Source organism: Limosilactobacillus fastidiosus, assembly GCF_014145505.1.
Classification (GTDB): Bacteria; Bacillota; Bacilli; order Lactobacillales; family Lactobacillaceae; genus Limosilactobacillus; species Limosilactobacillus fastidiosus.
In genome coordinates, this window is record NZ_JACIUZ010000031.1 from 41,877 (window position 1) to 55,228 (window position 13,352).

Genomic DNA, 13,352 nt, shown 5'->3' on the forward strand with positions numbered 1-13,352 from the left:
ATGGTTGCTGAAAGTTATTTTTGGGTAAAAAAACAAGATAATGGTAATGTTCGGATTGGATTAAATGATAGTGGACGTGATGATCTAGGCCAAATTGGTTTTATTGATGTTCCTGCGACGGGGACAAAGTTAATTAATGGTGGTAAGTTTATCGCGGTTGAAGCTGAAAAGGCTGTTACTGATCTTGATAGTCCAGTCGATGGCGAAATTGTTACGGTAAATCAAAAGGCAATTGATCAGCCAGAACTCCTTGATTCAAGTGATGAAAGGGATAACTGGATTGTTGAAGTAAAGGCATAGAGATTAAAAGTAAATAAAAAAGACGTAGCCTGAGAATTTCGGTTACGTTTTTTTTAATTTAATTAGAATTTAGTGTTGACAATGAAAAGTTAACTTTGTATTATAATAGCAATTGAATTATTAGAATACTATTTGAAAAGATGAGTAGATACTAATTAATCACTCAGAGAGTTCTTGATTGGTGAAAGAGAATTGATTAGTTGTATTGAAGATGGTCTTTGAGTAAAGTGTGTTAGTGAGTCAAATGATAAGCTAATGTTGGTTACTGCCCATTATCGCAGTTAAGTGTTAGATGACACTTTTTGAGATGGTTACTGTGAGGTAATCATGAACTGCGGTGGTACCACGAAACCTTTCGTCCGTTTAATAGTTAAACTATTAAACGAATGGAAGGTTTTTTAATGAAAAGGAGGAAGAGTAATTGATTCGGTTTAAAGATGTCTCAAAAACATATGATAGTAAGGAAGGTCCCGTAAAAGCAATTAAGGATGTTAACTTAACGATTCCTGACGGAAAGATTTACGGTATTATTGGTTATTCTGGAGCCGGGAAAAGTACTCTAATCCGGATGATTAATGGCCTTGAAACACCCACTACTGGTTCGGTTACCGTTAATGGTAAAGAAATTAGTCAGTTAAAAGGGGAATCGTTACGAAACGCTCGTCTAAAGATTGGAATGATTTTCCAACATTTTGATCTGCTCTGGTCACGGACGGTTTTGGAAAATGTTGAATTTCCGTTAGAACTTTCAAAAGAAGGAAGCAAGGAAGAACGACGGCAAAAGGCTGAAGAACTAATTAAGCTAGTTGGCCTTCAAGGAAAGGAAAAAGCTTACCCTTCAGAATTGTCTGGTGGACAAAAGCAACGAGTTGGGATTGCTCGTGCGTTAGCGAATGACCCCCAAATCCTCCTTTCTGATGAGGCAACTAGTGCTCTTGATCCGAAGACAACTGATGAAGTGTTAGATTTATTGGTTGATATTAATCGCCGATTAGGATTGACGATTGTTGTAATTACTCATGAAATGCACGTTATCCGCAAAATTTGTGATCACGTTGCGGTTCTTGATGCCGGTACAATTGTTGAAGAGGGACCAGTATTAGACGTCTTTAAGCATCCTCAACAGGCAATTACTAAGCGGTTTGTTAACCAAGAAACTTCTACTGGTTCTGCGGATGATACGCAAGCAGTTGTTGAACAACTCCTTGAATCTCATCCCGACGGTGTGATCGTAAAATTAACATTCCATGGTGACCAAGCCAAGTTGCCAATTGTTTCCGAAATGCTGCGTCAATTCCCTGAAACAAATATGAGCATCATTGAGGGAAATATTCACCAGACACAGGAAGGTGCAATTGGCTCCTTGTACATTCAATTAACGGTGGATAGTGATAAGCAAGAACAAATTAAGGGCGCATTAGAGTACTTGAAAACGATGAGAGTAGAGACAGAGGTGATTAGTCGTGAACAATAGTGGATTTGCTTCATTCTTTGAATTTAATAATGTTGATTGGCCGAAAATGGGACAAGCAACTTGGGAAACAATTTGGATGACAGTAGTTTCCATGATTGTGGTTGCAATTTTGGGAATTATCCTTGGTTTAATTCTCTTTGAAACTCAGCATAGTAATTCAATTGTGGCCAAAATTATTAATTGGATTGTTGCTGCTTTGGTAAACATCTTTCGGTCAATCCCATTTATTATCTTAATTGTCCTCTTGCTTCCGGCAACCCAGACACTTGTTGGTACGATTATGGGACCACGAGCCGCCTTACCGTCATTGATTATCTCGGCAGCACCGTTCTATGCTCGCCTTGTTCAAATTGCCTTTGATGATTTGGACCATGGTGTTATTGAAGCCGCTAAGGCAATGGGAGCCACACGCTGGCAAATTGTCACTAAAGTGTTAATCCCAGAAAGTTCACCAGCGTTGGTTTCAGGGATTACGGTTACTACCATTTCATTAATTGGTTACACTGCTATGGCTGGTGCAATTGGTGCTGGTGGTCTAGGTAATCTTGCTTACTTAGATGGTTTTCAAGCAAATAACAATGCAGTTACAATGATGGCTACAATTATTATTGTCGTGATTGTCTTTGTCTTCCAGTTTTTGGGGGACACTGTTGTAAAGAAAATAGATAAACGTTAATTAGAATCAGGAGGGAATAATTATGAAGAAAAAATGGTTAGCAGCAATTACAACATTAGCATTAGGAGTATTAGTTCTTACCGGTTGTGGGAAGCAAAAGGAAGAAACACTTACTGTGGGTGCTTCAGCAACACCACAAGCGGAGATCTTGAAGCACGTTCAGCCTCAATTAAAGAAGGAGGGGGTTGACTTAAAGATTAAGACTTTCCAAGACTATGTATTACCAAACAAGGAATTAGCAAGTGGTGATTTGGATGCCAACTACTTCCAACACAAGCCATTCTTAGATAACTGGAACAAGAAAAACCACGGAACTTTAGTTAGTGCCGGTAATGTTCACCTTGAACCACTTGGGTTTTACTCCAAGAAGTACAAAAAGTTATCTGACTTACCAGATGGCTCCACGATCTTAGTTTCAAATAACGTTGCGGATTATGGACGGGTACTTCAAATCTTAAAGGATGCCGGATTAATTACTTTGAAGCCGGGTACTAAGATTGAATCAGCTAACTTTGATGATATTCAAACTAACAAGAAGAACCTGAAGTTTAAGACGGATCTTGAACCAAAATTGATGACGCAATTCTACAAGCGTGGTGAAGGGGCTGCCGTTGTTATTAACGCTAACTACGCGGTTCAAGCAGGCTTGAATCCAAAGAAGGATGCAATTGCCCTTGAAAAGAATACCTCCCCTTATGCCAACTTGATCGCGGTTCAAAAGAAGAATAAGAATAATCCAGCAATTAAGAAGTTGGTAAAAGCTCTTCAATCCAAGTCAACACAACAGTGGATCAATAACCACTACAACGGTGGTGTTGTAGCTGTTTACCCCAATGGTAAATAGGGTAATTAAAAATCCAGTAATCGCTTTCGAGCGGTTGCTGGATTTTTTATCTAGTCAAGTGAATTAATAACATTGAGCTTAAAAAGAATAAGGTTAAGGACAACGATTACAGCAGTGATGATAAAGACCATACTGTAACTTGAGGCTCCCGCAATTGCGGAACCAAGTAATGGGCCCAAAATGTTTCCAATATACATCGCACTCTGGTTCCAAGAAAAGATTCGTCCAGTAATCATTGCCGGAGAATTTTTAGTAAGGAGTGTTTGCACCTGAGGGAAAAGGCAAGCATCGGTGAAACCAACAAGGAATCGTAGGCTCCCTAACTCAACGGTATTTTGCACAAAGGCGGTAAGAAAGAAGAGAATGATTGCACCAACAAAACCAGCGACAATTATTTTTTGCGTTCCAATCCGGTCACCGATTGCCCCGAAACGTGAAGCAGTAATAAAGGTTGCAATCCCGGGAAGAGCAGCGATTACTCCGGAAATAAAAACGACATTCCCTTGATGATGCATTAATTGACTAACGTAAAGGGAGACAATTGGGTTAATCGAATTATTTGCAGCTTGAATAATTAGGGTAGTTAAAAGAAGACCAAAAATTAATCGAGGTTCTTTGAGAGCGGTAATAACGCCACGAGAACTTTCGAGCTTCTTACTGGTTACAGGTTTAAAATCATCTTCGTGAACGAAGAAAAGGCAAAGGAGAAAAGCAATGAGGAGGAGTAAACCAGTAATAAAGAAGGTGACACGATAACTAAAGGCTGAAGCAAGGGCACCACCGATAAATGGCCCTAAAAGATTACCAGCTGTAAAAGAGGAGGCCATGGTTCCTAGTGCTTGACCCGATTTCTTTTTTGGTGTTTCTGTAGCAATAAGGGCGTTAGAGTTTGAAACAAAGCCAGCAAAAAATCCCTGAACCATCCGGAGAATAAATAATTGCCAGACATTGGTAACAATTCCCATTGCCGCCAAGACAATTGCCATTCCAAATGAAGCACGGAGGATCATTAATTTACGTCCCTTTTTATCTGCTAGTTTCCCCCACAATGGTGAAGTAAATGCGGAAACAAAGTAAATCCCTGAGAAAACTAACCCAGCCCACATATTTAATTTTTGGTGAGAAAAGTGGCCTAAGGTATTAATATAAAGTGGAAGAAAAGGCATTACCTCTGAAAAGGCGATTCCGGCAATGAAAACAGCAACTGCGAGAACTCGTAAGTTACGTTTCCAAATTGATGCTTTAGTTTGTACCATACGATAACTCCTTTAATTTGAAAAAATTGTTTCTATTATAGCGCAATGTCCTAGTAAGGTTAAATATCAAAGTTCGTGATTAGGAGCTTGGAAGGAAAATTAATCCATGTTATACTAAAGTTTCTGGAAAAACGGTAAAAAATTAAATAAGGTGGTACACTCAATGACTAAAAAGTTAAATATCGCATTGTTATTTGGTGGTAACTCATCTGAGCATGATGTTTCAAAACGTTCGGCGCATAATATTTACGACGCCCTTGATAAGGAAAAGTATGATGTTAGTTTGTTTATGTTTACTAAGGATGGGGTCCTTCTTGGTAATAGCGCATCACAACGAATCTTTAATGGTGATGATGAAGACCAAGTTGTTAAAGAAGAATATCAAAAGATGGATTTAAGTCAGCCGTTGGCTCCGATCATGGCATTAAACGAAATGAAGTCAATTGACCTCTTCTTCCCGGTAATTCATGGTAATTTGGGGGAAGATGGAACTGTTCAGGGATTATTTAAACTTTTAAGAAAGCCATATGTTGGCTCAAACATTGCAGCAAGTGCGATGTCCTTTGATAAGGATTTAACCAAGAAGATTCTTACGGAAGCTGGTATTCGGAATACTCCTTATGTAGTAGTTACTCCTGAAAATCGGGCAGAATTCCCATGGAATAAGGTTGAAGAACAGATTGGTGATTTGGCCTTTGTTAAACCTGCTAAGCAAGGCTCTTCTGTCGGAATTCATAAAGTAACTAACGCTGAAGAATACGAAAAAGCGTTGGATGATGCTTTTTCGTATGACTATAAGGTTCTTGTAGAACAAGGAATTGATCATCCACAAGAAGTAGAAATCTCAATTCTTGGTAACGAACATCCAATTGCTTCGAAGCTTGGTGCAGTCCGAGTTCCTGAAGGTGATTCGTTCTACAACTATGAAAATAAGTTTGTAGATGCTAGTGGGGTTGTTTTTGAATTGCCCGTAAAATTACCAGAATACTTAACTGAAGAAATTACTTCGATGGCTTTGAAAGCATACAAGGTCTTGGGAATGAAGGGAATGGCTCGGATTGACTTCTTAGTTGATTCTAACAATGTCCCATACCTTGGTGAACCAAATACTTTGCCAGGTTTTACTAATATTAGCTTGTATCCACAAATGTGGGAAGTTTCCGGAATTGGTTACTCAGACCTAATTGACCGACTAATTCAACTTGGTTTGGAAGAGTTTGATCGTAATAGTAAGATTAAATATGATTTCCAAAAGCTCGGTGATGAAAAAGTAGGAACAAAGAAGTTTAATTAAAATTAAATGAAGGAAATTTAATTTATAACATTTATTTCATACTCATATTTATTAAAAATGTCTATTAATTAGAAGCTAATCATGTAAAGTAGAAGGACTGGTAAAAAAAGCGTTTTACCAGTCCTTTTTAGTACGAATTTTTTAGCACAAATTAATAATTAGTGCTAAAATGGATAAGGATATTTTCAACTATGGTTTGTAGATCATTTGATCTTTCCAATAATTTTAGTCATATTATTAAATAAGTTGAGGAAGGGAAGAAAAATGAAACTCCGAGGAGACGTCTTAAAGAAAATTCGCCGCAAAAGAGGTTTATCACAGACTGCATTGGCAGAAGGTATCTGTACTCAGGCAACAATTAGCTTAATGGAAAAGCAAAATCGGTTGCCTAAAATGAATATTCTGACTGCAATTTGTGAACGCCTAAACATCCCCACAGAAAGAATCGTGGAGAATAACGGAAACGGCATTAATGACCAATTTAATATCATTGTAAACGATTTAGTTAGTGGAAAACTTGAAAGTGCTACTGAAGCATTGGACAAGATTCCGGTAAAGAAGCTAGAGAGTGACTTTGATAAGCAACGTTACTACTACTTAATGGGAATGGTTCAAGTTAATTCTGATAAGATTGATGAAGCTATTTTTAACTTTGAGTTAGTATTAACACAATTCGCAACGACTAGTGCCAATATTTACCTTGCAATGACCACTGCAGGGATGGCACTTGCTTACTACAAGCGTAATGATCCAGAACGGGCTCAACGATTAACAGAACGTGCCGTTCGTTTGATCGATAATAAAAAGTTAATCGGTAGTTTACACCAGTGGGCATCAATTTATTGCCAACTTGGTCAACTTTACGGTGACTTAGGTAACTACAAAGAGTCAAAGGAAATTGTTAACCGGGGGATTGAACTGTGTCGCCAACATGATTCTTTGTTTATTCTTGATGAACTTTACCTTATTCGGGGGAAAGATGAGTTAGCATTGGGTGAAAGAGAACAAGCTAAGGAATCTCTGGAAATCGCCCGGAGCATTAGTTTGGCTCGTCGTGAATCCTTTATTAAGGATGAGATTACGGCTGAGTTAGCCAAGCTTAAAGACTAAATATTAATTTAATGAGAAGAGAGATCAAGGAGACTTGATCTCTCTTTTTTAATTTGATAATTAGAAAACTAATATTCTATTGCTGAAAAGCGTAAGGATGAAATTATTTATACCTTCATCCTTATGCTTTTTTTATATTACTGTTTTGGAAATAATTAATTACCAACTAGATATTATTTTATTTTTAAATACCAGATATTAGTCCGTATAAATTTTTTGAAATATTTTTTGACATAAATTCACAAATAGACAATTAGCGTCATTATTGGCTTTTATATGCAAGATATCAAAGCAGATTCACAAAGTTAGTATTACCGTTTTAATAAAAGTTATTGATTTGTCCGTACAAATGATGTAGTATAAACATCGTTCAATGGATGCGCTTTCATGAATTGAGTTAAAGTTTTGTCAATATAGAAAAGGGGATGCAAGTACGGATGAAAGCGAATAAAAAAATTTCAAGTGCATTCATCTACTTCTTTGGTTCGTTTGGTGGAATCCTGTTTGGATATGATATCGGGGTAATGACAGGAGCCCTACCTTTCTTGGAAGCCGATTGGCACTTACAAAACGCTGCCGGATTAGTCGGGTGGATTACCTCTGCCGTAATGTTTGGTGCCATTTTTGGTGGTGCCGTTGCTGGACAATTATCTGATAAGTTTGGTCGGCGGAAGATGATCCTAATGTCATCAATTATTTTCATGATTTTCTCAATTTTATCTGGTGTTTCTCCCGATATGGGTGAAGCAAGTTCTTATTACCTAATTGCAGTTCGGATGTTCTTAGGTTTGGCTGTTGGTGCTGCTTCTGCTTTAGTTCCAGCTTATATGTCTGAAATGGCACCTGCCCAAGCTCGTGGACGGTTATCTGGTTTGAACCAGACGATGATTGTTTCGGGGATGCTGTTGTCTTACGTGGTTGACTTCTTGCTAAAGGATCTTCCAGGGGAATGGGCATGGCGTTTAATGTTAGGGTTAGCCGCTGTTCCTGCATTGATTCTATTTTTGGGAGTTCTCCGGTTACCAGAATCACCACGATTCCTATTACGTCAAGGGGATGAAGCTGCTGCACGCCGGGTTCTCACCTTTATTCGAAAGGATCCAAGGGAAATCGATTCCGAACTTCGCAGTATTAAAGAGACTGCAAAGGATGAAGAACAAGCAAATGCTAAGACTTCTTGGTCAACGCTCTTCAGTTCTAAGTATCGTTATTTAGTAATTGCCGGTGTTGGTGTTGCTGCTTTTCAACAATTCCAAGGTGCAAATGCAATCTTTTACTACATTCCATTGATTGTCCAAAAGGCAACTGGTAAAGCTGCTGCATCTAACTTGATGTGGCCAATTATTCAAGGGATCATCCTCGTTATTGGTTCATTAGTCTACATGTGGATTGCTGAAAAGTTTAATCGTCGGGCATTATTAATGCTTGGTGGGACAGTCATGGGTCTCTCATTCATCCTACCAGCCATCTTAAACTGGATGCTGCCTAACATGAATCCAATGACAATTGTTGTTTTCCTATGTATCTATGTCGCATTCTACTCATTCACTTGGGCACCATTAACTTGGGTCTTAGTTGGTGAAATTTTCCCATTAGCTATTCGTGGGCGTGCTTCGGGATTGGCTTCATCCTTTAACTGGATCGGTTCATGGTTAGTTGGGTTGATTTTCCCAATTATGACTGCAAATATGCCTCAAGAAGCTGTTTTCGCAATCTTCGGTGTGATTTGTCTTCTTGGTGTAATCTTCATTAAGACCCGAGTACCCGAAACGCGTGGCCACACCCTTGAAGAAATTGAAGCTCAAGGAACTAAGCATGACGCAAAGAACCCTGAAATAGGGAGGGAGATTTAATGAACTTACGTGAAACAGCAACGCAAATTGAAAATGGGAAAGCTTCTTTAGGGATCGAATTAGGTTCCACACGAATTAAGGCGGTTCTGATTAATACAGAATTTGAAACTATTTCTTCAGGTAGTTATACCTGGGAAAACCAATTCAAAGATGGTATTTGGACATATCCCCTCGAACAAGTATGGGAAGGAATCCAAGCTGCTTATTCTAAAATCAAAGCAGATGTTCAAAGTCGTTACCATGTTAGCTTGACTAGCATTGCTTCGATTGGAGTTAGTGCAATGATGCACGGTTACCTTCCGTTTGATAAGAATAACCAACTTCTTGTTCCATTTAGAACATGGCGGAACAATATTACAGAAGAATCTGCTGATAAATTAACAAAGTTGTTTAACTTTAATATTCCGCAACGGTGGAGTATTGCTCATCTTTATCAAGCAATTCTAAATGATGAATCACACGTTAAGAATGTTGAGTTTATTACAACCTTAGCTGGTTATGTTCATTGGCAATTGTCTGGTGAAAAGGTTCTAGGAATTGGGGATGCGTCAGGAGTGTTCCCAATTGATGACCAAACACATACTTACCGTCAAGACTTTCTAACAAAATTTAGTGAATTACCAGAAGTAGCAAAGTATTCATGGAATATTGAGGATATTTTACCCAAAGTAATCATTGCGGGCCACACTGCTGGTAGGTTAACTGATGAAGGAGCAAAACTTCTTGATCCTAATGGAACACTTACTTCTGGAAGTTTAATGGCGCCCCCAGAAGGGGATGCTGGTACTGGAATGGTTGGAACGAATAGTGTGCGTAAGCGGACCGGTAATATTTCTGTTGGAACATCAGCTTTTTCCATGAATGTTTTAGATAAACCTCTTAAAAAGGTCCACCGTGATATTGACATTGTTACGACGCCAACAGGTGACCCAGTTGCGATGGTTCACGTCAATAACTGTTCTTCAGATATTAATGCTTGGGTGGGGTTATTCCGTGACTTTGCTGATGCAATCGGAGCTAAAATTGACACAAACACTTTATACGAAACACTATTTGATTCAACAGTTCATTCAGATCCCGATGCTGGTGGGTTAATTAACTATAGTTACCTCTCCGGTGAAAACATCACCAAGATTCAACAGGGGCGACCACTCTTTGTTCGGACGTCAAATAGCAAGATGAACCTTGCTAACTTCTTCCTTACTCAACTTTATGCAGCATTTGCGCCGTTAAAGATCGGAATGGATATTTTATTAAATGAAGAGCATGTTCAAACGGATGTCATGATTGCCCAGGGAGGTCTCTTTGGAACTCCTGTTATTGGCCAACAAATCTTATCAAATGCTTTGAATATTCCAATTACGATTATGAATACTGCTAGCGAGGGTGGACCATGGGGAATGGCTGTACTTGCTAAGTATGCTGAAACAGGTGCTAAGAAGTCACTAGCTGATTTCTTGGATGGTGAGGTTTTCCGCAATCCTGAAAGCATGACTTTGGTACCAGAACCTGCTGGTGTAAAGGGATATAAAAGCTTTATCAAGCGTTATCAAACTGGGTTGCCAGTAGAAGCGCTTGCCGGTAAGGACATTAGCGAACATGAAAGTAAGAAAGGATAGATATAAGAGATGCTTGAAAAATTAAAGCAAGAAGTATACGAAGCAAATATGAAGCTTCCTAAGTTGGGGTTAGTTACTTTTACTTGGGGAAATGTTTCTGGAATTGACCGTGATAAAGGCCTCTTCGTTATTAAGCCTTCTGGAGTTCCATATGAAGATTTAAAACCGGAAGACATGGTTGTTGTTAACCTCGATGGTGAGGTTGTTGAAGGAAACTTAAATCCATCTAGTGATACTCCCACCCACACTTATCTTTATAATCATTTTCCAAAAATTGGAGGAATTGTTCATACTCACTCACCATGGGCAGTATCCTTTGCTGCAGCTCGGTTGGATGTACCAGCAATGAACACTACGCATGCTGATACTTTCTACACTGATGTTCCAGCAGCAGATGCATTAACCAAGGAAGAAATTGAGGAAGACTACGAAGGAAATACTGGTAAAGTAATTGTTCGTTCTTTCAAGGAACGGGGCTTAGACTATGAAGCTACTCCAGCAGCCTTGGTTATGCAACATGGACCATTTACCTGGGGACCAACTCCTGATAAGGCAGTTTACAATGCCAAGGTCCTTGAAGTAGTAGCCGAAGAAGACTACCACGCAATGCAATTGACACATCGGGACTTGCATTTGCCACAATATCTACTTGATAAGCACTATTACAGAAAGCATGGCGCAAATGCATACTATGGACAAAATAATGCTCATTCAAAGGACCATGCTACACGTGCTTAATTAACTTGGTAATTATATTACAAAAATTTTTGATACAAGAAGGAGTGTTATCTTATGATGAATAAAGATTACGAATTTTGGTTTGTGACTGGTAGCCAATTCCTTTATGGGGAAGATCAATTAAAATCAGTTGCTAATGATGCAGAAGATATTGTTAATAAGTTAAACGAAAGTGGTAAGTTACCATACAGGATTGTCTTTAAAGGTGTAATGACAACCGCTGAAGGAATCACTAAGTTTATGAAGGAAGCTAACTACAATGATAAGGTAGCTGGTGTTATGACTTGGATGCACACATTCTCACCTGCTAAGAACTGGATTCATGGTACAAAGTTACTTCAAAAGCCCCTTCTTCACTTGGCAACTCAATACTTAAATAAGATTCCATACGATACTATTGATTTTGATTACATGAACTTAAACCAATCAGCTCACGGTGACCGTGAATATGCTTACATTAATGCTCGCCTTCAAAAGCATAACAAGATTGTTTACGGCTTCTGGGGTGACGAAGATGTCCAAGAAGAAATTGCTGACTGGCAAAACGTGGCCGTTGCCTACAACGAAAGCTTCAAGATTAAGATCGTTCGTTTCGGAGATACAATGCGTAATGTTGCTGTTACTGAAGGTGACAAGGTTGAAGCGCAAATGTTCTTAGGTTGGACTGTTGATTACTGGCCAGTAAGTGAACTTGTTAGCTACGTTGATGCTGTTAGCGAAGAAGACATTGATGCTGCCTACAAGGACCTGGAAAGTAAATACGAGATGGTTCAAGGTGATAACACGAAGGAACACTATGAACACTCAGTTCGTTACCAACTTCGTGAATACTTAGCCTTAAAGAAGTTCATGGATGAAAAAGGCTACACTGGTTTCACCACTAACTTCGAAGACTTGCATGGCCTTGAAGAATTGCCTGGTTTAGCCGCTCAATTATTAATGCGTGACGGTTACGGATTTGGTGCTGAAGGTGACTGGAAGTCTGCTGGGATGGATCGTCTTCTTAAGATTGCCGCCGATAATGTTGCCACTGCCTTTATGGAAGACTACACTCTTGACTTACGCCATGATCACGAAGCTATTCTTGGTTCACACATGCTTGAAGTTGACCCAACCATTGCGTCAGATAAGCCACGGGTTGAAGTTCACCCATTAGACATTGGTGGTAAAGATGATCCTGCACGTCTTGTATTTACTGGTCGTGAAGGTAAGGCCGTTGATGTTACTCTTTCATACTTTAACGACGGTTACAAGGTAATTGGTTACTCTGTTGATTGTCACAAGCCTGAAGCAGAAACCCCACATCTTCCAGTTGCTAAACAATTATGGACACCAACTGTTGGCTTAAAGGAAGGGGCTAAGCGTTGGATGCTCGCTGGTGGTGGTCACCACACTATCTTGAGTTTCAGCTTGAAGCCACAGCAAATCAAGGACCTCTTCGGTATGCTTGATGTTAAAGTTGACTTCATTGAATAGTAGATATGCTTCACTGAATAAAGAAAATCTTTAACAATTTAGAAAGAAAAATGGTTATACTCGGCAGTTTAATAACTGAGGATAACCATTTTTTTATGAAAGGTTTGATTTTGTAAACGAGGGGATAAAATGAAAACAGAAAAAGAAAAAATGTTGAATGGGGAAGTTTTTGATGTCTATAATTCTCAATTAGTTCATGAACGTTATTATGCACGAAAATTAGTAGAGCGATTTAACGCCTTGGGGGAAGTGAATCCAGAGGCGAGTAAAGAGATCATTCGCCAGTTATTTGGTCATGTGGGAGAAAACTACGAGGTTCATGCACAGTTTAAGTGCGACTATGGTTATAACATTTATGTTGGTGATGATTTTTTTGCTAACTATGATTGCGTAATGTTAGATGTTAGTCCAATTAAAATTGGTAAGCACTGCCTACTGGGTCCCCGTGTTCAACTCTACACGGTCAATCATCCTTTAGATCCCAAGTTGCGCCGTAATGGGGCATACGGACAAGGTAAGGAGATTACCATTGGTGATGATGTTTGGATTGGGGGTGGAGCCATTATTTGTCCCGGGGTAACCTTAGGGAATAATGTAATTGTTGGTGCCGGAAGTGTGGTTACAAAATCTTATGGTAATAATGTAATCATTGCTGGAAATCCGGCACAGGTAATTAAAGAAAACCCATATAAGGAATAGAAAAGGTAGAGAT

The 13,352-nt window shown here is 39.0% G+C and carries 12 protein-coding genes and 1 other annotated feature; of the genes, 11 read left to right on the forward strand and 1 reads right to left on the reverse strand.

What is annotated here, in order from left to right:
- The 4 genes from H5R64_RS04435 (at position 1) to H5R64_RS04450 (ending at position 3,294) form a co-directional block, all read left to right on the forward strand.
- On the forward strand, positions 1 to 300 hold the full coding sequence (locus H5R64_RS04435) for a glycine cleavage system protein H (RefSeq protein WP_182580637.1): 300 nt from the start codon (positions 1 to 3) through the stop codon (positions 298 to 300).
- A gap of 124 nt (positions 301 to 424) precedes the next feature.
- Positions 425 to 666 (forward strand) — a binding site (T-box leader).
- A gap of 55 nt (positions 667 to 721) precedes the next feature.
- Entirely contained in the window at positions 722 to 1,774 is a 1,053-nt protein-coding gene (locus H5R64_RS04440) for a methionine ABC transporter ATP-binding protein (protein ID WP_182580625.1), read from the forward strand.
- A 46-nt stretch (positions 1,775 to 1,820) separates the two neighbouring features.
- Positions 1,821 to 2,450: a methionine ABC transporter permease gene (locus H5R64_RS04445; protein ID WP_182580636.1), complete on the forward strand. Its 630-nt coding sequence runs from the start codon at positions 1,821 to 1,823 to the stop codon at positions 2,448 to 2,450.
- Between the two features lie 22 nt (positions 2,451 to 2,472).
- Positions 2,473 to 3,294, forward strand: coding sequence for a MetQ/NlpA family ABC transporter substrate-binding protein (locus H5R64_RS04450; protein WP_182582938.1), 822 nt, complete (start codon positions 2,473 to 2,475; stop codon positions 3,292 to 3,294).
- Between the two features lie 50 nt (positions 3,295 to 3,344).
- Here H5R64_RS04450 and H5R64_RS04455 read toward each other — a convergent pair whose 3' ends face one another.
- Positions 3,345 to 4,550 (reverse strand): MFS transporter, encoded by a 1,206-nt coding sequence (locus H5R64_RS04455; protein WP_182580623.1) that lies wholly within the window; start codon positions 4,548 to 4,550, stop codon positions 3,345 to 3,347.
- A 163-nt stretch (positions 4,551 to 4,713) separates the two neighbouring features.
- Between H5R64_RS04455 and H5R64_RS04460 the strand changes: the two genes are divergently transcribed.
- The 7 genes from H5R64_RS04460 (at position 4,714) to H5R64_RS04490 (ending at position 13,339) form a co-directional block, all read left to right on the forward strand.
- The gene (locus H5R64_RS04460) at positions 4,714 to 5,844 is read left to right on the forward strand and encodes a D-alanine--D-alanine ligase family protein (protein WP_182580622.1); all 1,131 of its coding nucleotides are present in this window, start codon (positions 4,714 to 4,716) and stop codon (positions 5,842 to 5,844) included.
- A gap of 264 nt (positions 5,845 to 6,108) precedes the next feature.
- On the forward strand, positions 6,109 to 6,954 hold the full coding sequence (locus tag H5R64_RS04465) for a helix-turn-helix domain-containing protein (RefSeq protein WP_182580621.1): 846 nt from the start codon (positions 6,109 to 6,111) through the stop codon (positions 6,952 to 6,954).
- Between the two features lie 425 nt (positions 6,955 to 7,379).
- On the forward strand, positions 7,380 to 8,807 hold the full coding sequence (locus H5R64_RS04470) for a sugar porter family MFS transporter (RefSeq protein WP_182580620.1): 1,428 nt from the start codon (positions 7,380 to 7,382) through the stop codon (positions 8,805 to 8,807).
- A complete protein-coding gene (locus tag H5R64_RS04475) occupies positions 8,807 to 10,426 on the forward strand; it encodes a xylulokinase (protein ID WP_182580619.1) in 1,620 nt (539 codons plus the stop codon). Before H5R64_RS04470 ends, H5R64_RS04475 begins: the two co-directional genes overlap by 1 nt.
- Before the next feature lie 9 nt (positions 10,427 to 10,435).
- Entirely contained in the window at positions 10,436 to 11,164 is a 729-nt protein-coding gene (locus H5R64_RS04480; RefSeq protein ID WP_182580618.1) for an L-ribulose-5-phosphate 4-epimerase, read from the forward strand.
- 54 nt (positions 11,165 to 11,218) lie between these two features.
- Positions 11,219 to 12,640 (forward strand): L-arabinose isomerase, encoded by a 1,422-nt coding sequence (gene araA / locus H5R64_RS04485; protein ID WP_182582940.1) that lies wholly within the window; start codon positions 11,219 to 11,221, stop codon positions 12,638 to 12,640.
- Positions 12,641 to 12,769: 129 nt separating this feature from the next.
- A complete protein-coding gene (locus H5R64_RS04490; RefSeq protein ID WP_182580616.1) occupies positions 12,770 to 13,339 on the forward strand; it encodes a sugar O-acetyltransferase in 570 nt (189 codons plus the stop codon).
- The last annotated feature ends 13 nt before the right edge of the window (positions 13,340 to 13,352 follow it).